The following is a 22034-nucleotide window of genomic DNA, read 5'->3' as shown; positions in this document are numbered from 1 at the left end:
TTTCACCTCTTAATTTATTGCATATTTTAGTTGATAGATTGTAAACCCATTGGCGTTTTTCAGCGGAATAAAGCTTACGTCTTCATTTGAAAAACCACTCAGATCCCTTTGTGAAAGAACATAACCCACTTCCAGTTTTTCTAAATCCCTGGTATTTAGTCGAATGGTTATCAAATCAGCTGAATCCAGGATAAAACGCGTTTCTTCATCACGATTTGATAAATTAATCGTAATGTGGGCGTAGCGGTTATAAACTTCTTCTTCTGACCGATCTGGATCTAAAAGCCGCCAGCGGTCTAAATTAGGGTATACATTTGTTGAATTAATCGTCGCTGCCCCGGCCATAATCGGGAGATTGTTTAAAGGATATCCCGCTCCCGCTTCCGAATCAACAATCCATAAGGCGTCTGAGATCTCGGCTGTTTCTTTAATCATTTCGATCAGTGGTTGATCGAGAATGACATCTAATCCATTAACAATAGGATTTATAAACATCCCGGAGACAAAAACAATCAGGATGGTTATCCCCAACATGATTTCCTGCATTTTTATTTTTCGCCAGCTGAGAATCAGATAAAATACAAATGTGAGGATAAGCAAAACCAGAACAAACATTTTGACATCCAGATAGCCTTGGTATGCAATCATTGATCCCACAGATATAACGAGTGCTGTAACAATTGCCACGCCTCCTTTAACCCATTTTGGAAACGCTGTTTCTATCAGGGTTAACGCGCGTATCAACAGTAATAAATTTAAAAACCCAATCGCCAGAAAAACCCGTGACGGCTGAGCATGGCTTAACAGACTGATAGAAGCCAACCAATGCGGCCAGGAAACCAGACAAAATGCACTCAGAATAAAAAAGCTAATCGAAAAAAGAATCAGATAAGGATCCCGCTTCTTTTCAATCACCAGCACCCACAGCGCCAGGATAATGCCGGCGGGGAAAAAATCGAAAAAGGTGGCCAATTCGCAGGTATTGGCAAAAGACAACTCCCGGGACGTTACAAAAAACAAATTTCCCGGGTAAAGAAAATAACGGTATAATTGTCCGCCACCGGTTTCAAAGCGCGCTCCGGGGTATACGGTATCCATAACTAAGAGAATTGTATCATAGGACATAACTAAAATATAACCCATTGCACAAACAAAAGCTAGAGTCAAACCCGCTATAATTGCCAGATCTTTCCAATTAAGCGCAATGTTTTCTCGATTCTCATAGACGATCCCAATTAATAAAGCCAGAAATACGTAGGCCAATGGAATCTGCCAGGCCGGATAAAAGGTCAACACATATCCACCGGCACAGATTAAAAATATCAGAGCATATAGAAACCGCAGGCCGTAGCGCCGGGTTTTAAAATAGCGATCCACCATTATCATTGCCAATTGCCCCAAAATAAGCATTTCTACCAGGCCATTAACCGCAAACCACCACTGCACAATTGGCGCCCAAGTCACAAGTAGTCCATAGATCACTGCTAGACGTTTGTTTTCTTTGCCAAGCATCATTGCCAATTCAAATGATACGAAAAACAGTCCCAGAATCCGCCCGATCCAAAAAAAAGAAAGGCCCTTGGCTGGTGAAAGGAGTAGATATCCCCAGTGAAAAGGTCTGAATATTTCAACGATATTCAAAACCGGTTGTCCATAAATAATAAAGACATCCGTCAATGCGCCCCGGATCGTCTCGCTAAAATACGGAAAAGGCGCTGCCCCATTAAAATACTGGGAAATCATCATTGGCGTATTAACCGCCCATTCATCGCTGCGGATGCTTCTACTGATGCCAATTAATGTTTCAAAGTGCTTTGATCCCTGAAAGTAATTCTCCCAATAATAAACCGAGGAGCCATGTATTTCAAATAGCACACAGCCAAACAAAAACAGCGCTCCCAATCGATACCGATACTGATAGAGATACCGAAAAATTGTTTCTTTGCCAAAACGATTAAACAGACCGGTTCCCAATACCGCCAATAAAAAAAGAATGATTAGACGTTTTAATCGTATCAACACGAAAAAACTATGATAAAAGTCTGACTTAAACAAATCATTTGGCGAAATGACGGCTTCAATGATTAAGAAGTAACTCTCCACCAGCAGTGGTGCACCGATAATGATTAAAACACTCCAGGCTATTTTTTTGTAACGATTATAAAACTCTATCATTAATTAACCACCCTAACACATCGATCACCGCCTAACGGCCTGCATCGTTCTCGCATCCTTCGAATTTTTCACTTGTTTTGCACTCTTAATAATACTGTTTTAATGTCAATGTGAACGACATAATTAAGAAATAGACCGGTACCAGGGTCACAATATTACCGTATTGCTTGATCTGCAATGGTTCCAACTGTTTAAACGATGGGCCAATATTTAGCATCAGCGGAATCAGCGGCAGAAAACCGATGAAGTAACGCCCCTGCACGCCATTGACGACACTTGAGCCAACTGGCGTCCAGGTTAAATACATCGACAATGTTATCGCCACATAAATTCCTGCCGCAACCAGCAAGGCACCGATTCGCGTTGCGGGGCTTTGCCTTAATTCACGTGGATAAAAAACTGCGACCGAGCCATAAAAAAACAGGTACAGCAACCCCAGTCCATTAGACCCATACGACAGCCAGCCAAAATTAAATAGCATCAGGTAATTGATGAGTCCCTCTAAAAGATTTTGTCCCATCATTTGCATATTTACGATGGGATCCCCGATCAGAAACTGGATCTGTTTGATCATGTTCACTCCTTCGGGAACAAAGGGATGGGGAATCGCTGTATAAAACTTCATCCAGGCCAGCGAAAAACCTGCTGCCAGGATGATTCCCAGAAAAACACATTGATAGGCGGCTTTGTCAAACTTTCGCAAGGGAATAAATGCCGGCAACAATACCAGCAAAACAAAGGGAAATTTCGTCACTGTAATCAGCATGCATAAACCGGTGTAACCAACTATTTCAAGGACTTTGATCTGATGGTCTTGTTTACTTAATAATCTGAAATAAAAGGCCAGGGTTACAAATATGATCCCGATGCCAAAGGCATCCTGATTATATGAGGCGGCAATGTAAATTCCCATCGGAATGGTTCCCGCGATAAAAAAGAGCTGCTTGAACAGGGGCGTTATCTTAATTGCCAGCGCAATCATAAATGCATAGAACAGTAGATTCGTGATTCTGCCCAGATAATAAGACCATAGCACACTTAAATTGATTAATCGTCCGAAGCCAATTCCCAACGCCTGGGGCAGATAGGAGACAAAGGCGTATGCATTGGTTGCTTTTAATCCGTTACTTTCAATCATCAAAATACCACTGTCAGAAACATTTAGATCATTCTTAAACAGGGTCTTTTGGGATTGGCTATAGATCCGCTTGTAGTCTTCGCTGATTAGTAATTGTGAGTCTTCCTGACTGACAAAAAACTTTCCCCGAGCCAAATACATGGCTCGGGCCAGATGAGCCGTTTCATCAGGGGTATCCAGAATTGGTGTAACCAGACAAAAAAGCATCCCAAAACACACAATGATCAAAAACGCATTGCGGTATAAGGCCTTGCCCATAAATACAATCAGAAGCATCGTTATCACCGCAGCCACGGACGAAATTATCAGCGCCTGTTCATTCCACCCATCAAATATAAAGAGTGATCCAAAAAAAACTATTCCGCCCAACACTGCATAGGCCCAACGCGCTCTGATTTGCATGCGTCCAGCCTTTAATAAAGCAAATAAATCAATCTTTTCTCTGATCTGGCCGATTCGTCGATTCATTTTTTAATCACCTTCATTAATACCCACTCTCAAACACCGCTTTAAAGGTCATAAAAAAGACTTTAACATCGAACCACAGGGTCCATTTTTCAATATATTCAATATCACACTCAATTCGTTTATGGATCGAGGTATCGCCCCGCCATCCCTGGACCTGAGCCCAGCCGGTGATTCCTGGCCTAACATGATGCTTAATCATGTATTTGGGAATCTCGTGCTGGAATTGAGTAACGTAATGGGGCCGCTCTGGCCGCGGTCCGACAATACTCATATCGCCTTTTAAAACATTGATAAACTGCGGTAACTCATCGATACTGGTTTTTCTAATAAACGCCCCAAATTTTGTTTTGCGGGGATCATCGGCAGTGGTCCATCCCACGTCGCCGGATTTAATGGAGGCGTCACCGCGCATCGAGCGAAATTTATAGATCCAGAATTCTTTTCGTCCCATCCCCACCCGGATCTGTTTATAGATAATCGGCCCCGGTGATGTGAGTTTCACCAGGATCGCTGTAATCAGCAAAAGCGGTGAAATCAGTACCAGAATCAGAATCGAAAGAGTGATATCAATCAGCCGTTTGAGCCATTTATTTAAGGGCTGGTCCAAGGGGATATAGCGGGTGTTGATTAGCGGGATGCCATCCAGTTCGTCAAAATATGCCTTGGTTCCCTGAATCAAATGAAAGTAATCCGGGATAATCTGGGTTTTTATGCCCTGGTATTCACAGATATCGATCACCTCATCAATCCGTTTATAACTGGTGTTTGGCAACGCAATAATGACCTCATCGACCTGATACTCTTCGAGGATTTTATTCATCTCTTTGCTGGTCCCCAGAATGGGGATTCCATCTTTATCACTTTTATGATAGTAATCATCCACATATCCGGTGACCTTATAACCCAACTGCCGGTCGCCCACAACTTTTGCGGCAAAGGTCTGGCCAATGCTGCCAGCGCCAACAATGATAATGTACTTAATGTTAAAGCCCCGTTCTCTGGCCATTCTTAAAATTTTCCTTATCGATCCCCGCTCCAGAATCATTAGTATTGTGGCGGTCAGAAAGAAAACACCCAGCATGATTCGTGAAAAATGAATGCTCTTCATCGTAAATAAAGCGGACATTAAAATTGCGATGCCAATACTATTAGCAAATATTATTTCTCGGCACTCTTTAAAAAAGCGCTGTTTACGATAGGGTTGATAGAGACCAAAAAAAACAAAGAGGATTAAATAAAGGGGAATAATAATGCCCAACAACTCAATGTAAGACCTTAGGTTCATGGTTCGCACCCCATCATCAAAAAATGGCGAGACAAACCGAATATACCAGGCAAATAAAAGGGAAGCCGTTATAACACACATATCCAACAATACCAGAATAAAGTTAAAAAAACGCTGATTGCTTTTAATCATCTTATCGCCCCCTTGCTTACCTTTATTTTCTTCGCTTATTTTTAGCCAATGCCATTTTTTTTAGAATTGTCGTGCCACTTGTCACTGCCCAGCGGGTAAGACCATTATATTTATGCTGATAATGTTTATTGTAAAAAATTATCATCGAGTCGTAAAAGGCCGCAATTACCTTGGGGTTTCGTTTGCCAATCCCGCTGGCCTTTTTATGATGAAAAATCCGGACTTCCGGATAATAGATAATTTGATACCCGGCCTGCTTAATCCGATAACACCAGTCGATGTCTTCCCCATACATAAAAAAATCTTCATCCAGCATCCCAACTACATCGATGACAGCCCTTGGAACCAGCATAAAAGCCCCCATGATGCAATCGATCGAGCAGGTTTTATTTTCATCCACATAGGTCAGGTTATAGGCCCCAAAACGCGTGCTCTCGGGAAACGCCATGTCGAGATTAAGGCTGTGATAAAGCCCATTCAGGGGCGTGGGAAAACTCCGTTTGCAGGCCGGGTCCAATTTACCCGAGGGCAGTAGTATCTTACACCCCAGTGCCCCAATATGTTTATGATCGCTGATGAATGCTATCGCCCCTTTTAAGGTGTTCAGCTCAACAATGGTATCGGAATTAAGCAAAAGAAGAAACTCGCCCTTTGAGACTTCCATACCGATGTTATTTGCCTTAGAAAAGCCCAAATTTTCATGGTTTTCTATAACTTCCACTTCCGGAAACCGCATTTTTATCGCTTCAACGCTACCATCTTCTGAGGCGTTATCGACCAGGATGATTTCATAGCTCAATCCTTTGGTGTTACTTTTTATAATTGAATCAATACAATTTGATGTCAACTCTTCTGTTTTATAATTAACAATGATAATTGATAAATCCATTCCGCGCCTTTCTTAAGCCTTTTGTGTCTTTCAAAGGACATTATATTTTACCATATTTTTTACAAATAGGGAAGACTTGCTCACTTCATCCGCTTATTTTCAAGCATTCGAAAAGCATTTAAGATCAACTGAGCTTCAATAAAAAAGTAATTCTTAAGATTCCTGACTTGAAAGGGTACTTTCTTTACTTTTTTATAGTTTTTCAGGCCCGCCTTAATCCCAGCCGCATAGTCTTTGCCAAAACCCCTTTTTATAAAAAGGATGTACTTAAAAAAGAAACCCAGCACTAAAAACGGACTATTTAGCAGCAATTGCACAAGTGGCATATTCTTATAGGCCACATAAACATTATTGCGGGCCGAGATTTGCACCTTGAAGGGACTATATTTTTGCCCTTCAGCGGTGGTGGCACTGCCAATATGATAACAGATGGCTTTGGGTTCGTAACGATTTTTATAGCCATTGATCAGACCTCTGTAGCCGATATCCACATCTTCCATATAGGCAAAAAAAACCTCATCGAAAAGACCGATCTCAGAAAAAACTGAGCGGCGGTAAATCCCAGCACCGGCACAGGCACTGAAAATGGGGGTTACTTTATGATAAGAATCGACCGTCTGCCCATCCCCCCGTTTATAACCCCAGCCCAGAATATTATAAAAATCACCCGTATCATCGAGTTTGTCGCGTTCATAATAACGAACCATTTTTGAACTCACTGAAAATATCGCCGGATCATCATCAATATGCAAATATAAATACCGTACAAAATCCGGGTCAACCACCACATCATTATTCAAAAGCAGGCAGTATTTGCCATGGCTGGCCAAAATCCCCTGATTAACAGATCGATCAAAACCTGAATTGACCGGATTTTCCAGGAGGGTTACGTTTTTATAGGTTTTTATCATCTCGACACTGGCATCGGTGGAACAATCATCAACCACGATGATTTCCAACTGGCCGAACTCATAAAAACTTTGAACCATCATACTATCCAGACAATTTGCAATAAATTTTTCGCCATTGTAATTCGGTATAATAACTGAAACGTCACACTTCATAAAACCATCCTTTTTGTTGCCATCAATCGTCCGCCTTATTATAACACAGGATGTTCTTTTACTAAACAAAAAGCGACCAGGAACCTTCTCCCAGTCGCTTTTCTTAGTCATTCATTAATTTTAGTAATTTATTAATTTGCGTTGCTGTAGGGATTATGGAAATCAATCCATATTTCCGGATCGACGCAGGCGTCATCCGCATTGGCAATGGCCCCAAAATGAAGGTGCGGTCCATAGGCATTGTCGGCGTATTTATCCTTAGCAATATATCCCGACCCGCCAACCGATCCAATTTTCTGACCCTTGCTTACCGATTGGCCTACGCCCACATGGATCTCCTGTAAATGTCCATAAAAGAAGGAAACACTTTCACCATAACGATCGGTCGTGCGGATTCTGACATAGCGTCCGTATCCCATAAAATAGCCGGCTTTTTCAACCACGCCATCTCCGACCGCATAACAGGGTGCATAATAAGGTGCCGGAACATCAATGCCTTCGTGGATATCCCCCCATCTTGGCCCAAACCAGTCGGTTGGGTCAGCAGCGTTTGGTTTATAATTTTTATCGACGGGATAATGATAAAAACCATAAATCGTGGCCGTATTCTGTAGAATCTTCTTGCTCGATTCTTTCAGAAAGACGAGTTTGCCATTTTTATCGGCCAGGTAGGCATGCGATATAAACGCATCGACAATAATATTATAGTTTCGCAAATTAATGCTCGCTTCCCAGGTATGATTGCCAATGTAGGTTGCCTGTTCCCAGCGTACATCATCCTGTCCATTTGAACGGCTCCAGGTCGGAAATAGAATGCTCGAGATGCCGTTTTCATTTCCGACATTTTTAATCCGTACTTTAAACGTATTGTTTAGTACCGCATTATCGTATTCGATGGTCGGGTTTAAAACCGGCATGCTAAATTCGGAATTACTAAACGCTATGCTCTCTCCCCTTGTTCCCTTTAGGTAGGCGTGAACAACAAAGACGCCCGTTTCAAACCCATGGCTTTCTATATCAACATAAGTATAAAACTCACCATCAGAACCCAATTCACCCTCATACCATTTTAGTTCATCCTGCCCATTTCGATTTGACCACACGGCAAAGGAGACACTTTTTACACCACTTTTGCCTTTGCAATTTTTAGTCATAATCGCAAATTTTGAAATATTCTTATCCTGTGCAACTTTAATTTCTAAAGGTTCGGCTAAAAACGGATTGGTTATCACCTGCTCCACAGATCCGCTGTATTTTTGTTGCCCATCTTTATTTTTCACATAGGCATGGGTGATAAAGGTATCATAACTCTGCTTGTAATTCGGGATCGAAATGGTCGCTTCCCAGGTGTCATTGCCCACATAGGTCGCCGTTTCCCAACGGATGTCATCGTGTCCATTCACCTCACTCCAGGTCGGAAAGCTCAACCCGGTAACGCCCTGAGGATTACGCACATCCGTTATTTGGACCTTATAGGCATTGTTTGAGACTTCCCCGACTGTGATTGAGGGTTTTGGCGTTTCCAGACTTTGGGTATTCACATAGGTTTTAATCACATCCCCGGTCAGTCCATAGATATAGGTGTGGATATGATACTCGCCGGTTTCAAATCCGTGGTCTTTACTATCCACCGTCACGCTATATTCACCCTGATTATTTTTTATTCCCTGATACCAACGGATATCATCCTGACCATTTCGCTCTGTCCAAATCGGAAACATAACCTTACCGATCCCCGTTTTTCCCGCATATCCAAGCGTGCTGATGGTAAAGCCGGTCTTGCTTTCTGAGACTTGCGAAACAGTGACGCTTATATTGCTAAAATCAAGGGCCGTTGTCAAAATATCTTCGGGCTCCGCAACTGTTGTTTTTTCATCGATTGCGGATGAATCCGCATCCAGAGGCTCTGAATCCGACCGGTTTTCAGGTACTTCTTCTGCTTCCGTGTCTTCTTTTAACAACTCCTGTTCGGTGTCAGATAGTTCTGGTGCCATCGTCACTTGATTAACAGGTTCTGGTGATTCCTCAGCCAAAATTTGTCCTGGCCAAAAAAGTAAACTAATCAGTCCAATAACAGCCAATGACCTTATTTTTCTCTTCACTTCCGGCATCCTCATTTCTTATAATTTTAAAAAACAGAGCCAAACTGTTTTGGCTCTGTTTCAGAATTAAAACGCATTCAAATTAAACTTCTTCATCATTAAAACTTTTTCATAATCGTTTTAACCTTACCGGCATAGGTCAGATCAGCTGCCCAGGTTCCTGCCAGTTCTTCAACTGAAAGGGCTTTTAAACGAAGGGAATTGTTCCATCGTGGATCAACATTGGTTTGATTTAACGCCGCACTGCTGGCATAGCATTTTAAGTGCTGGACATGACCGCGGATTCCGGTTTGAAGCCCAGTACTGTTGCTGCCATAAGCCGCTGCAAAATCAAATCCCGGTACGCCTCCACCAGTCGCGCCCAGCCCGGCAAAATTGAATTGGGTCACTTTAACGTCACCACCAAATTGCAGATTACCAGTTTCTAGCATCGCCTGGGCGAAGGCAACCTCGGCGCGAACGCCTTCAGCATTGCATTCCTGAATGTAAAGCGCCACAAATTTTTCCAGATTAACGCCCAGATCATTGTAATGCTGCGGGTAAACACTTCCGGTACTCTTATAATAGGCCACCAGTTGCGCCGCGCTCACGGTGGTTGCCCCCATAATCGGGGTTTCCACATAGCGGACACTCACTGAGGTGTTGCCCAGAAATACCGAACGACCATCCGCTTCAACCCCATAGGCATGAAGTGAGTAGGTTCCACTATCGCCCTTATGATTTTTAGCATCAATCATCGCCTGATAACTACCATCACTTTGTTTCGTGGCGGTGTACCATTTGATATCATCCTGGCCACCAACATCACTCCAGGTTGGAATCTGTATACTCGTGATTCCATTAGGAGCAGTGATGCCGCTAACCGTTGCCGTAATAATATTTTCCGTTACTGTCGCTGCAACTGTTGATGCCGACATCGGAGTTGTCGCCACACTTGCTGCGGTATTGCCTAAAAAGGTCATCTTCTCATTATTGTCGATTCCATAAACATGAATACTATAGGCTCCGCCTGAATAGTTATGATCTTTAATATCGATGGTCACACTGTAGCTACCATCACTTTGTTTGGTCGCGGTGTACCATTTGATATCATCCTGTCCACCGACATCACTCCAGATCGGGACCGTAATTGACTTAATCCCACTAGGTGCCTTGATTCCTTTAATGGTCGTTGTGATTTTGTTGCCGGACGCACTTGCGGTCACACTTGTTGCTGTCATCGGCTCAACGGTCACATTTACCGTCGTTGCACCGATAAATGTCATCTTGCCATTGGTATCTTTACCATAAGCGTGGATGTTATAGATCCCACCATCGAAGTTATGATCCTTGATGTCAACGGTCACCTTATAACTGCCATCGCTTTGTTTAGTAGCGGTATACCATTTGATGTCATCCTGACCGCCATTTTCACTCCAGATTGGGATTGTCATATCTGAAATTCCATTTGGCGCCGTGATCCCTTTAACCGTTGTGGTGATTTTACTGCCCGATACCGTTCCGACTAAACTGGTCGCTTTCATTGTATCAACTTTAACAGTTGCCGTTGTGCTGCCCAGGAAGGTCATCTTCTTATAGCTGTCCGTTCCATAGGCGTGAATATTATAGTTGCCACCATCGTAATTATGATCTTTAATGTCGATGACAACCTTGTAACTGTCATCACTTTGCTTGGTCGCATTGTACCACTTGAGATCGTCCTGTCCGCCGGTCTCGCTCCAGACGGGGATCGACATTGAGGTGATGCCATTGGGTGCTATTATCCCTTTTACTGTTGCTGTTATGGTATTACCAGAGACGGTGCCGGTTACACTGGTTGCCGTCATTTTTTCCTGAACTGATGCTGTAACATTGGCATTTGTGTTTCCGAGTAAGGTGTACTTACCATATGAATCCACGCCATAACAATGCAATTGGTAATTGCCGCTTTCGTAACCATGATCTTTAACATCGATAGTTGCGCTGTAGCTGCCATCGCTTTGTTTGGTCGCGGTGTACCATTTTAAATCGTCCTGTCCACCCTCATCACTCCAGGTTGGAATATAAATAACCTGCAAACCATTGGGTGCTGAGACACCTTTAACCGTTGCTGTGATTTTATCGCCGCTAACAGTGGCCGTAAAACCGGTGGCTGTCATCGGTGTTGTTGAGGCTGCAAAAAGTTCGCTAACACTGATTAGAACCTGGTCAGCCATCTTTTGTTGGTTGGCTCCATCAGCTAACTTCAATGATTCGGCATTGTTGGATATAAAGCCCGCTTCAATCAATACTGAAGGCATGCTTGTTTTGCGGGTAATTGCGTCATCCCGTTCAATAATCTGATTTCGACTGGAAACATGAGTCAGACTCGCCTTGAAATTTGTATTGAGATTATTGGCCAGCTCTTTTGACATTATCGCAATCGCAGGTGGCGTTGCATCCAGATCTGCCAGCGAACCATCGCCCCATAATCCCGCCTTTTGATAAATCCCATTGTTATCAACTGTTGGGTGATAACTGCTCCAATAAAATTCATAACCGCTGGCCGTTGCTCCCCCCGAGTTATGATGAATACTAATTAGCAAATCCGCATTAATTTCATTTGCTTTATTGCAGATGGTTGTCGAAAACGATGAATAAGCCGGAGCACTTGAAAACAAGGTCGGTAACCCGGGATTCCCGGGAACCGGATGGCTCAACATGGCGTTATAGCCGCTCGCTCTAAGGGTTGAAACAATCTTGATTGCCAACGCATTATTCAGATCAACCTCGCGAATCCCGGTATTTCCGTTCACCGCCCCAGAATCAACCCCATCTAAATGCCCAGGGTTAATGATGATGGTAGTGCTTGCCGCATTAACAGTCAGGCTAAAATATGAAAAGAAAGTAAACAAGATGAGGATGCCTACCCCCACTAGCGCTACTTGCTTTCTTCTTTTTTTAATTGACTCCATTATTCTCCTCCTTTCTTAAAATTATTGCCTGCTGTCATTAACCTTATAGATGTCACGATAATATCACAACTATTTTACATCGTCAATTTATTCGTTACATCTTATGAACGCTTAAGTTAAATCTCATTCTCTTCATCTTCTTTGGTTTTTCCCCTTACATAACCAACGATATCAACACTGATTGCGTAGTTGCCATCAACGCGTGTTAAATTTCGATTATAATAGGGGTCATTCTTGATATACTTTAACCAGTGATCTTTCATATATTTAATCTCACTGTTGAAGCGTTTGTATTTCGTATAAGTGTCCTCGGCCCCCCGGGATTTTGACTCGTAGTGGTAGAGCTCGACATTATGAAGCCAGACATTAAATTTGCCCAGTTCATAAAGTTTAAGGCACAGATCAACATCATTAAAGGCTACCGTCAATTTTTCTTCAAAACCATTAACCCGGTCAAAATCTTCCCGTTTTACCATCATACAGGCCGCCGTCACCGAGGTGTAGTTATTGGTGGTGACCAGTTTACCAAAATAGCCATAATCGCCCCGGGGATAGCCCACATGGCCATGTCCGGCGACGCCGCCCATCCCCAGTAAAACACCGGCATGCTGGATGGTATTATCGGGATAATAAAGTTTTGCACCGACTGCACCAACATGTTCCTGCTGCGCCAGGCTGACCATCCGTTTCATCCAGCCTTTAGTGATCACGGTGATATCATTATTTAGAAACAGTAAGTACTCACCCTTTGACTCCTTAACGGCCAAGTTATTGATTTGCGAAAAGTTGAAGGGGATATCAATCCGTACCACCTTAAACTGATCTTTGTATTTCTTGGTAAAGTATTCAAATAATTTAAACGTTTCTTCTTTTTCGCTGCCATTATCGGCAACGACGATTTCAAAATTTTGATAGATTGTTTTTTCATAAATCGACTCAATACAGGCTTTTAAATCCGCGGCATTATCCCGGGTTGGAATAATCACCGACACTAAACCATTATTTACAATTTCATACGCGATTGTATAAACCCCGGGAAACGCCCCGTGAGTAACCGTCCCTTTGATCCCCCGTCTTTCCAGAGCATCTTCTAGCGACTTAAGTCCCGCTTCGAAGGCATATCCTTTTGATTCCGGATTGACTGCTGTAGAATTACTAATCATCCGCCAGTGATATAAGATCTTCTGGATATGGAATATCTTATCGGTTTTCTCGGTGAATCGCAGCACCAGATCATAATCCTGGGCCCCTTCATAGCCTTTTCTGAAGCCGCCAATTTCGTCGATAATGGTTTTGCGGTAAACCCCAAAGTGGCAGATGTAATTCGTCGCCAGTAAGATATCCGGTGCCCAGTCGGTTTTAAAAAATGGCTGGCTTCGTTTATTATCTTCACTTAGCTTGTCTTCATCACTATAAATCAGATCCGCTTCCGGATGATCATTAAGTAATTTAACCACCTCATACAAGGCAAATTCGGCTAAGGTATCATCATTATCCAAAAGCCCCACAAATTCGCCCGTGGCAATGGCCAGAGCTGAATTTGATGCTTCTGAAATATGGCCATTTTCTTCCCGGTAAATCACCTTGATGCGGGAATCGAGCATTTTAAATTCTTCCAGCAAGGGTTTAATGTGAGCATCACTGGAGCAATCATCAGCGATACATAATTCCCAGTTTTGATAATATTGGTTGCGAACCGAATCAACACAGGCTCTGAGCCATTTTTCTTCTACATTATATACCGGCATAACAATCGATACCTTAGGTTTATAGGAAAATTTTTTAATTTCTTCGATGGCCTTTTTGGGGTCATAATCTTCATGGACATCAATCCAGAAATCATAGTTTTCCTGATTTTTATATTTTAGTTCAAACTTTATTTTGCGGATCGTGTTTTTTAGTCCATTGCGACTAAAGTATCCCACTGTTCGGGTTGTAATACCAACTAGTCGTTTGGCATTAAACAGATTGGGCTGTTTTAGATAATCATAATTCTTTTTTAAATTAATCGGAACAATGCGGATGTTGTTTTCATCCGTTAATTTGAGTTTTAGTTTTTGGCCATAGGTTTTTTCATCAAACTCTATAATAAAGCCAATCTTGGCATCATCTGGCAGGGCATATTTATTGTTGACGTCAATTCTGAAATCCCGTTTGAATTGAACGCCCGTCGCTTCTCGTCCCAGTAAATACAATTCGACCGGTTCTTTGGTTTTTGTATTAAAGGCCCATCCCTGAACGGTTGCACATTGACTCGCTTCATCTTTGACTATTTTGTCGATAAAATATTTTATTTCTTCCTGTTCAATAACTGATTTCTTCTCCATCCCAATAACCTTTCTCTAATCCTTTATTATTTCCCATTGATGTTCCATATGAACCAGGCCTTCGGTGAAATAATCGGCCACAACCGAAATCACAAAGGCCGCTGTTTCATAGTCCAGATTAACAATGCTTTTATTTGCAAAAAGCCCGATATCAACCTCATATTTCCCGCCCAGAAGCGGTAACCGCGGCACCACATAACGGACCCGATGGATTCCCTTTGTTTTGGGAATCTTAACCTCATCCAAATGGGTGTTCGGACCAAAGATATACTGACGGTCAATGGTATAAAAGGCCACTCCCACCAGCGGTTCGCTTTTTACATCATCATACAGCTCGTATTCAATCTCGACACTAAAATCATCAAAGGTCGTGAGGGTTTCAGTGTTACAACTGACGGCGGTAATTTTCCCCAGATGGGCATCGATTTCCATTTTTTCAGCCATTGGGTTCCCTTCTTCAAGGGCTTTCTGTTCCATGGCTTCTTTTAGCATTTCGCTTTCATACATATCAATGACGTGGGTAACGTCATCAAACATCCGCATTTCGCCCTGATCAATCCAGACCCCTTTGGTGCAAAAGCGTTTGATTTGTTCCAGGGTATGAGACACAAAGAGCACCGTTTTTCCCGATGCTTTAAACTCTTCCATTTTATTGATGCATTTAATCTGGAATTTTGCATCTCCGACGGCCAGCACCTCATCCACAATTAAAATTTCCGGGTCCACATTAATGGCGGTAGCAAAGGCCAGCCGGGCAAACATTCCACTGGAATAGGTTTTAACCGGCTGATAAATGTACTCGCCAATTTGGGCAAAATTGACGATATCATCCAATCGTTCATCCATTTCTTCCTTACTATAGCCCATGATCAGACCATTGGCATAGATATTCTCGATGCCGGTGTATTCTGGGTTGAACCCGGTTCCCAGCTCCAACAATGCCGATACCTTCCCGTCAACATAAACCTCGCCCTTACTTTGGGTCAAAACGCCAGAAATAATTTTGAGCAGGGTTGACTTTCCTGATCCATTTTTACCCACAATTCCAATCGATTCACCTTTTTTAATTTCGAGATTGATATTATTAAGGGCATAAAACTTTTGATGGTATTCTTTTTTCTTAATCAGGCTCATCGACTCTTTTAAGCGATCCATCGGCCGTTTATATAGTTGGTAAATCTTTGTCACTTCTTCTATTTTTATTGCCACATCTGACATAATTTCCTCCACTGATCCGTGATCAACATTTCTCTATAAAACATCAGCAAAATGCGGTCTTAACCTTCGATACACTGCAATTCCGACTAGCAGCAGTACAAATGAAAACCCCCAGAAATATGCGGTCATGACCGGATGCTCCCAGAACCAGCCCGTTCCAAAAAAGCTCTCCCGGTATCCCTGGACAATATAATATAAAGGGTTTAATTTCATAATCCATAATAGCTTTTCAGGATATGTTTCAACAGGCACTACAATTGGCGTTCCCCAGAACAAGACCTGCATCCCCACATTAATAAATTGCAAAATATCAGTGAAAAATGGTTGTAGTGAAGCCGTTATCCATGTTAATCCAGTTAAGAAAACAATTAAACAAAATAAATAATACCCAATTTGTAAAAAGTGAGGTGTCAATGAATGACCGTAAATAAGTAACATCACGATAGCAAAACAAATAAAGAAAATATGCGTATATAATGATGATATTATTTTAACGGTTGGCAGAATTTTGATATTGAAGGTTACCTTTTTAACCAGATAGCTGTATTCACGAAAACAATTCGTTCCATTCACAAAACACTCTGAAAAGAAAAACCAGACAATGATACCGGTGATGAGATATAAAATAAAAGGAACCCCCCCGGTAGGAGGTGATTTTAATCCCACACCAAACACAAACCAATACACCGCAATGTTAACCGTTGGCTGAATAAACGCCCACATAATACCTAAAAAAGACCCCGCATATCGGGACTTAAAATCGTTGATCGAAAATTTCCGGATCAGTTTCCGATTTGCATACAAATCTCTAATATAATCCATTAAATCTTTAAACAAGTACAAAACAGACACCTCATTCTTATTCTTAAATGAAAAAGCACAAAAACTGTGCTTTTTCTTTTGCAGCTATTCTACTTTTTTGAGTACATCTTTTCATAATACTGCTGATAGTCACCAGATTTTACCTGTTCTAACCATTCCTGATTATTTAAATACCATTTTATGGTTTCCGCAATCCCCTCTTCAAAGGTGTAGGACGGTTCCCAACCCAGCTCAGTGGTGATTTTTGAATTATCAATGGCATAGCGACGATCATGGCCCAATCGATCCTCAACATAGGTAATCAGATCTTTACTGATTTTTGAACCGTCATTATCAATGGCATATTTGCCGGAGCGCAGCATTTCACCGACATCCTCAATAATTAAATTGACAATGTCGATATTGGCTTTTTCGTTGTTTCCGCCAATGTTATAAACCTCACCAGCCATCCCTTTTTCAAGGATGGTATCAATGCCACTGCAATGATCTTTGACGTGCAGCCAGTCTCTGATCTGCATCCCATCACCATAAACCGGCAAACTTTTTAAAGCTACCACATTGGAAATCATCAGCGGAATCAGTTTTTCGGGAAAATGGTAAGGTCCGTAATTATTAGAGCAGCGGCTGATGGTAACGGGCAGTTTAAAGGTTTGTCCATAGGAACGCACCAGTAAATCCGCACTGGCCTTGGAGGCTGAGTAAGGACTGTTCGGGGCGATCGGGGTCACTTCAGTGAACATGCCCGTTTTTCCCAGAGCGCCATACACCTCATCGGTAGATACCTGATGGTAGCGAACGCCATCCCGATAGGTCGGATAGCCATTGTCATCTTTGCCGGTTTGCCAGTGAAATTTTGCCTCATCCAAGAGAACCAGGGTTCCCATCACATTAGACTTAATAAAAATTTCCGGATCTTCAATACTCCGATCAACGTGCGATTCGGCGGCAAAGTTCACCACCGTATCAAAATCATACTGATCAAAAAGATCCGCAATAAAAGGCCGATCGACAATATCCCCTTTGGCAAAAACGTAATTGGGATTGCCTTCAACATCTGCTAAATTTTCCAGATTTCCGGCGTAGGTTAGCACATCCACATTAACTATCTTGTAATCCGGGTGCGAATTGAGCATATATTTTACAAAGTTTGAGCCGATAAATCCAGCCCCTCCGGTGATTAATATTGTTTTCATGATTACTCCATTTCTTTTATTACAAATTCTCTATATTTAGATGCTACTACTCAAATCTTAAGGTATCACTGATTTCACTTAGAAATGGAAGCTGGCCGTCTTTTTCAGAAAGCAGCACTTCCGAGATGGTTTCAAGGGGCCATTTAATTCCGACTTCCGGGTCATTCCAGCGAATCCCGCCATCGTATTCAGGGGCATATAAATTGGTGCATTTATAATTAAACACCGCTTCCTCTGAGACGACTAAAAATCCGTGCGCAAAGCCTTCCGGAATATAAAACATGGTCTTGTTTTCTTCTGTTAACAGCACTCCCGCCCATTGTCCATAGGTCGGTGATCCATTTCGCAGATCGACGGCGACATCATAAACCTCGCCTCTTGTAGCCCGAACCAGTTTTCCCTGGGAAAATTTAGTCTGAAAATGAAGTCCCCGCAACACGCCCTGGCAGGATTTGGACTCATTGTCCTGAACAAACCGCATCGTTAAACCCGCTTTGTGAAATTCTTCCTCGTTGTAGGTTTCCATAAAGTATCCACGATGATCGCCAAAAACAGACGGCTCAATGATCACCAATCCGTCAATTTTAGTTTTTATTACCTTTATCTTTGCCATAATACCGCCTACTTACCCTTAGCACATTGGATCAGATACTGGCCGTAAGCCGTTTTCTTTAGCGGTTCTGCCAATTTTAAAAGCTGATCTTGATCGATGAAATCGCGCAAATAAGCAATCTCTTCAATACAGGCGACATAAAGGCCCTGTCTTTTCTGGATCGTCTCCACAAAATTGGAGGCTTCAATCAAGCTATCATGCGTTCCAGTATCAAGCCAGGCCATGCCTCGGCCAAACAATTCCACCTTTAAATTGCCCTGTTTTAAATAGATTTCATTAACCGTGGTAATTTCCAGTTCCCCTCTTTCCGAAGGTTTAATATTTTTAGCAATTTCAACGACCGTGTTATCATAAAAATAAAGGCCCGGCACTGCAAAATTAGATTTTGGGTTCTCGGGTTTTTCTTCAATCGAAAGCACTTTTCCGTCGTTCGCAAACTCAACTACCCCATAGCGCTGTGGATCAGTTACCGGGTAGCCAAAGATCACGGCCCCGCTTTGAAGTTCCGCCGCTTTTCTGATGGTGTCCGTAAAGCCGTGGCCATAGAAAATGTTATCACCTAATACAAGGGCAACATTATCATCCCCAATAAATTTTTCCCCAATAATAAAAGCCTCAGCCAAACCATTAGGGGCATCCTGCACTTCGTAGGAAAAATTTAACCCCAATTCTTCCCCTGAACCAAATAACCGTTCAAACATGGGTAGATCGTGGGGTGTGGAAATAATTAAAATATCTTTAATCCCAGCCAACATCAAAGTTGCCAATGGATAATAAATCATCGGTTTGTCATAAATCGGCAGCAACTGTTTGGACACCGCCCGGGTGATTGGATAAAGTCGTGTGCCGGAACCTCCGGCTAAAATAATACCTTTCATCATTGCCTCTTCTCTTGTAAATTATTTACGCATTGCAAGCTACTGCCAGCTTTGATATGGGACCGCATCAAAACTAGCACTACCTTTTATATTACTATTTTAAAACGATTAGTTTAGATTTTTTAAATATTCTGCCAGGGAAACCTGCCAGGGTCTGAAATGATTCATGTTCAAATCATTTAAAGCCTTGTTTTCAAGCACGGAGTATTTAGGGCGTGGCGCCGGTCTGACAAATTGCTCAGAGGTTACTGGTTCTACTGCAACCTTGATTCCCGACAACCTGAAAATTTCCACAGCAAAGTCGTACCAGCTACATTGTCCTTCACAGGTGCCATGATAGGTACCGTAATAATCAGTCTGCATTAAATCAATAATCGCTGCTGCCAGATCGACGGTGCTGGTGGGTGAACCGACCTGGTCATTGACAACGGTCAGTTTGGGGTGCTTTGACGCCAGCTCCAACATGGTCTTGACAAAATTATTACCATCACCATAGAGCCAGGCGGTCCGAATGACAAAATATTTAGGCGTTGTTTCCACAACCGCTTTTTCTCCCGCCGCTTTGCTCTCACCATAAACTGTTTTAGGATCGATTGGATCAGCCTCCACATAGGGCCGCAGTACGCCGTTTAATGAAATCCCACCGCCGTCAAAAACATAATCGGTGGAAACCTGTACCAGAACAATATCCTGATCCCGGGCGATTTCTGCCAAAGCTTTGGGGCCTGCGGCATTAATGGCCATGGCCAGCTCTTTCTGAGTTTCACAACCGTCGACATTGGTCAGTGCCCCGCAATTGACAATCACCGTCGGCTGCTCTTTAGCAATGATCACCGTCATTTTTTCTTTATCGGTAATGTCAAATTCAGGAATATCATACCCAACATGGTCAATCTTTTTTTGCTTGAGCTGCCGGGTTAATTCCCGTCCCAGTTGCCCATTGGAACCTGTTAATAATACTTTCATATTTCACCTTATTTCATCGTTCTTTTAAGTATTTATTTGTTCTGATACCTAGCATTTTTTAAGCTATAACCCATAAAAATTCATTGTCATTATACTTTATATCCCTCGAAAAGTCTATTTTTTTCTAGATTCTTTCAGCTTTTTAAGATTATCCAAATCCGCTAAAACGATCTTTTTGAAGCAATATTTGATTCCACCCGATAATTCAATGTTTTTTTAAGCATATCTATGTTATTATTGAGTGATATGATTTTAGCTCGTGAATCGAAAGGAATCTTTAATGAAAAAGAAAGTAATTTTAGTCATCCTATTTTTGATTGTCTCACTAATAGGCACCGGACTTGTATATGGTTTTAATACCCTTAGTCAAATCAATGAAATGGTGGCCGAACCAAAAATGAATGAGGCCGAATTAAAAGTTAACAATGATCTTGATATTGAAACGATAAATATCGCTGTTTTTGGTGTCGACGGACGCAGCGACATTGATGGAGATCGATCCGATACCATTATGATCCTCTCCATGGATTTCAGAAACGGAAACATTAAGGTTACTTCGGTGATGCGTGACTTACTCGTTCAAATCCCCGAAACCAAGGATACCTACGAAAGTTTCGATAAGATAAACGCCTCCTATGCCTACGGCGGACCTGAGCTGGCTGTTAAGACCCTTAATGAAAATTTTGATTTAAACATCAAGGATTATGTGGTTGTCAATTTTGATGCCATGGTCGATACGGTTGATGCCATCGGCGGGGTCGAAGTCAATGTCCTAAATGAAGATGTTCTCGAATGGACCAATAAGTATATTGATGATGTCAACGATAAGGTTGGCAAGGCGGATCCCTATCTGAAAACAACCGGTGTTCAGACCATAACCGGTGTTCAGGCTCTGGCCTATGCCAGAAACCGTTATAGTGATGATGATTTCCATCGTACCGAACGGCAGCGGGAGGTTGTTGGCCAAATCGCCGACAAAGCCTTTAATATCGATGTGGCCACCGGCATCAGTTTATTAAGTAAGGTTTATCCTTACATTAAAACCACCCTCTCAATCAGCGAGCTTACCACCTATGCTAAAGCCTTTTTAGAATCTCCAGACAAACAATTTTTGGAGTTCCGGCTTCCCACTGATGCCCATGTAACGACCGCCATGATCAATAGCGTCTCTTATGTGGTGCCGACCAGTCTAGCCGATAATGTCATTGCCCTCCACGCCTTTATCTATGGGCCGACCCAAACAACAACTGACACGGCCAACGGGAGTTCAACCGCTACAACAGACAGCACCGGTACCGATGGCACCTCAAACGGCAACCGGACGAATGTGACCAGCCCCGTTACCAATTCAGATTCAAGTGCGACCGATAGCACTACCGGAACGACTTCCGGCTCGGCGTCAAGCACCTATAAGGCCTATGTCCCATCCGATCGGGTACAGAAAATAAGCGATGCCATCGCCTACTACGCCGGCAGTAGTTCATCGTCTTCCTACAGTGAACCCACCTCAAGCGAAAGCGACAGCGATTATTCTTATACTGATAATTCGTCCAATTCAAGCACTGAATCCTCAGGCTCATCCGGAAGTTCTGATACCTCGGATTCTTCCAGTACGGATAACAGTTCGTCTGATTCAAACTCCAGCTCAGGGTCAGACTCCAGCTCAGGGTCAGACTCCAGTTCGGGGTCAGACTCCAGCTCAGGATCTGATTCCGACTCCGATTCCAGCTCGGGGTCTGATTCCGGTTCAGACTCCAGCTCAGGATCAGACTCCAGCTCAGGTTTAGATACTGAAGTCGAGAGCGAAGCCAGCGATTAATTTTTACGATTT

At 42.5% G+C, this 22034-nt stretch carries 15 protein-coding genes; 1 reads left to right on the top strand and 14 read right to left on the bottom strand.

Features of this window, described 5'->3' with window-relative positions; genetic code table 11:
• Nucleotides 1-9 precede the first annotated feature (9 nt).
• From ACIZ62_RS01345 to rfbD, 14 genes are all read right to left on the bottom strand, one after another.
• A complete protein-coding gene (locus tag ACIZ62_RS01345; RefSeq protein WP_111888328.1) occupies nt 10-2175 on the bottom strand; it encodes a hypothetical protein in 2166 nt (721 codons plus the stop codon).
• 85 nt (nt 2176-2260) lie between these two features.
• Nucleotides 2261-3781 carry a DUF2142 domain-containing protein gene (locus tag ACIZ62_RS01340; protein WP_111888329.1) on the bottom strand — a complete coding sequence of 507 codons (1521 nt, stop codon included), beginning with the start codon at nt 3779-3781 and terminating at the stop codon, nt 2261-2263.
• 16 nt (nt 3782-3797) lie between these two features.
• Entirely contained in the window at nt 3798-5198 is a 1401-nt protein-coding gene (locus tag ACIZ62_RS01335; RefSeq protein ID WP_111888330.1) for an undecaprenyl-phosphate glucose phosphotransferase, read from the bottom strand.
• 22 nt (nt 5199-5220) lie between these two features.
• A complete protein-coding gene (locus ACIZ62_RS01330) occupies nt 5221-6087 on the bottom strand; it encodes a glycosyltransferase family 2 protein (RefSeq protein ID WP_111888331.1) in 867 nt (288 codons plus the stop codon).
• 80 nt (nt 6088-6167) lie between these two features.
• Entirely contained in the window at nt 6168-7151 is a 984-nt protein-coding gene (locus ACIZ62_RS01325) for a glycosyltransferase family 2 protein (protein ID WP_111888332.1), read from the bottom strand.
• 131 nt (nt 7152-7282) lie between these two features.
• Nucleotides 7283-9253 (bottom strand): GBS Bsp-like repeat-containing protein, encoded by a 1971-nt coding sequence (locus tag ACIZ62_RS01320; RefSeq protein WP_162624502.1) that lies wholly within the window; start codon nt 9251-9253, stop codon nt 7283-7285.
• 98 nt (nt 9254-9351) lie between these two features.
• Nucleotides 9352-12186 (bottom strand): GBS Bsp-like repeat-containing protein, encoded by a 2835-nt coding sequence (locus ACIZ62_RS01315; protein WP_111888334.1) that lies wholly within the window; start codon nt 12184-12186, stop codon nt 9352-9354.
• Nucleotides 12187-12302: 116 nt separating this feature from the next.
• On the bottom strand, nt 12303-14513 hold the full coding sequence (locus ACIZ62_RS01310; RefSeq protein WP_111888335.1) for a glycosyltransferase family 2 protein: 2211 nt from the start codon (nt 14511-14513) through the stop codon (nt 12303-12305).
• Nucleotides 14514-14528: 15 nt separating this feature from the next.
• Nucleotides 14529-15731: an ABC transporter ATP-binding protein gene (locus ACIZ62_RS01305; RefSeq protein WP_111888336.1), complete on the bottom strand. Its 1203-nt coding sequence runs from the start codon at nt 15729-15731 to the stop codon at nt 14529-14531.
• A 33-nt stretch (nt 15732-15764) separates the two neighbouring features.
• On the bottom strand, nt 15765-16583 hold the full coding sequence (locus ACIZ62_RS01300; RefSeq protein WP_414151107.1) for an ABC transporter permease: 819 nt from the start codon (nt 16581-16583) through the stop codon (nt 15765-15767).
• Between the two features lie 59 nt (nt 16584-16642).
• Entirely contained in the window at nt 16643-17746 is a 1104-nt protein-coding gene (gene rfbB, locus ACIZ62_RS01295) for a dTDP-glucose 4,6-dehydratase (protein WP_111888337.1), read from the bottom strand.
• Nucleotides 17747-17792: 46 nt separating this feature from the next.
• On the bottom strand, nt 17793-18359 hold the full coding sequence (gene rfbC / locus ACIZ62_RS01290) for a dTDP-4-dehydrorhamnose 3,5-epimerase (protein ID WP_111888338.1): 567 nt from the start codon (nt 18357-18359) through the stop codon (nt 17793-17795).
• A gap of 8 nt (nt 18360-18367) precedes the next feature.
• Complete coding sequence (gene rfbA / locus ACIZ62_RS01285; protein ID WP_111888339.1) at nt 18368-19237, bottom strand: glucose-1-phosphate thymidylyltransferase RfbA; 870 nt, start codon at nt 19235-19237, stop codon at nt 18368-18370.
• A 108-nt stretch (nt 19238-19345) separates the two neighbouring features.
• A complete protein-coding gene (gene rfbD / locus ACIZ62_RS01280; protein WP_111888340.1) occupies nt 19346-20203 on the bottom strand; it encodes a dTDP-4-dehydrorhamnose reductase in 858 nt (285 codons plus the stop codon).
• A 280-nt stretch (nt 20204-20483) separates the two neighbouring features.
• Here rfbD and ACIZ62_RS01275 point away from each other — a divergent pair, with 280 nt between their 5' ends.
• The gene (locus tag ACIZ62_RS01275) at nt 20484-22022 is read left to right on the top strand and encodes an LCP family protein (protein WP_414151106.1); all 1539 of its coding nucleotides are present in this window, start codon (nt 20484-20486) and stop codon (nt 22020-22022) included.
• Nucleotides 22023-22034 lie beyond the last annotated feature (12 nt).

The sequence above is a fragment of the Acetobacterium carbinolicum genome, assembly GCF_047456275.1.
Taxonomy (GTDB): Bacteria; Bacillota; Clostridia; order Eubacteriales; family Eubacteriaceae; genus Acetobacterium; species Acetobacterium carbinolicum.
This window is presented reverse-complemented; position numbering and strand designations above follow the sequence as displayed.

Excerpts from the sequence above, each read along its gene's own strand:
- ACIZ62_RS01335 (WP_111888330.1), bottom strand. The coding sequence starts at position 5,198 with ATGATTAAAAGCAATCAGCGTTTTTTTAACTTTATTCTGGTATTGTTG.
- rfbB (WP_111888337.1), bottom strand. The coding sequence starts at position 17,746 with ATGAAAACAATATTAATCACCGGAGGGGCTGGATTTATCGGCTCAAAC.
- ACIZ62_RS01310 (WP_111888335.1), bottom strand. The coding sequence starts at position 14,513 with ATGGAGAAGAAATCAGTTATTGAACAGGAAGAAATAAAATATTTTATC.
- rfbA (WP_111888339.1), bottom strand. The coding sequence starts at position 19,237 with ATGAAAGGTATTATTTTAGCCGGAGGTTCCGGCACACGACTTTATCCA.
- ACIZ62_RS01275 (WP_414151106.1), top strand. The coding sequence starts at position 20,484 with ATGAAAAAGAAAGTAATTTTAGTCATCCTATTTTTGATTGTCTCACTA.
- ACIZ62_RS01325 (WP_111888332.1), bottom strand. The coding sequence starts at position 7,151 with ATGAAGTGTGACGTTTCAGTTATTATACCGAATTACAATGGCGAAAAA.
- rfbD (WP_111888340.1), bottom strand. The coding sequence starts at position 20,203 with ATGAAAGTATTATTAACAGGTTCCAATGGGCAACTGGGACGGGAATTA.
- ACIZ62_RS01315 (WP_111888334.1), bottom strand. The coding sequence starts at position 12,186 with ATGGAGTCAATTAAAAAAAGAAGAAAGCAAGTAGCGCTAGTGGGGGTA.
- rfbC (WP_111888338.1), bottom strand. The coding sequence starts at position 18,359 with ATGGCAAAGATAAAGGTAATAAAAACTAAAATTGACGGATTGGTGATC.
- ACIZ62_RS01305 (WP_111888336.1), bottom strand. The coding sequence starts at position 15,731 with ATGTCAGATGTGGCAATAAAAATAGAAGAAGTGACAAAGATTTACCAA.
- ACIZ62_RS01330 (WP_111888331.1), bottom strand. The coding sequence starts at position 6,087 with ATGGATTTATCAATTATCATTGTTAATTATAAAACAGAAGAGTTGACA.
- ACIZ62_RS01345 (WP_111888328.1), bottom strand. The coding sequence starts at position 2,175 with ATGATAGAGTTTTATAATCGTTACAAAAAAATAGCCTGGAGTGTTTTA.
- ACIZ62_RS01340 (WP_111888329.1), bottom strand. The coding sequence starts at position 3,781 with ATGAATCGACGAATCGGCCAGATCAGAGAAAAGATTGATTTATTTGCT.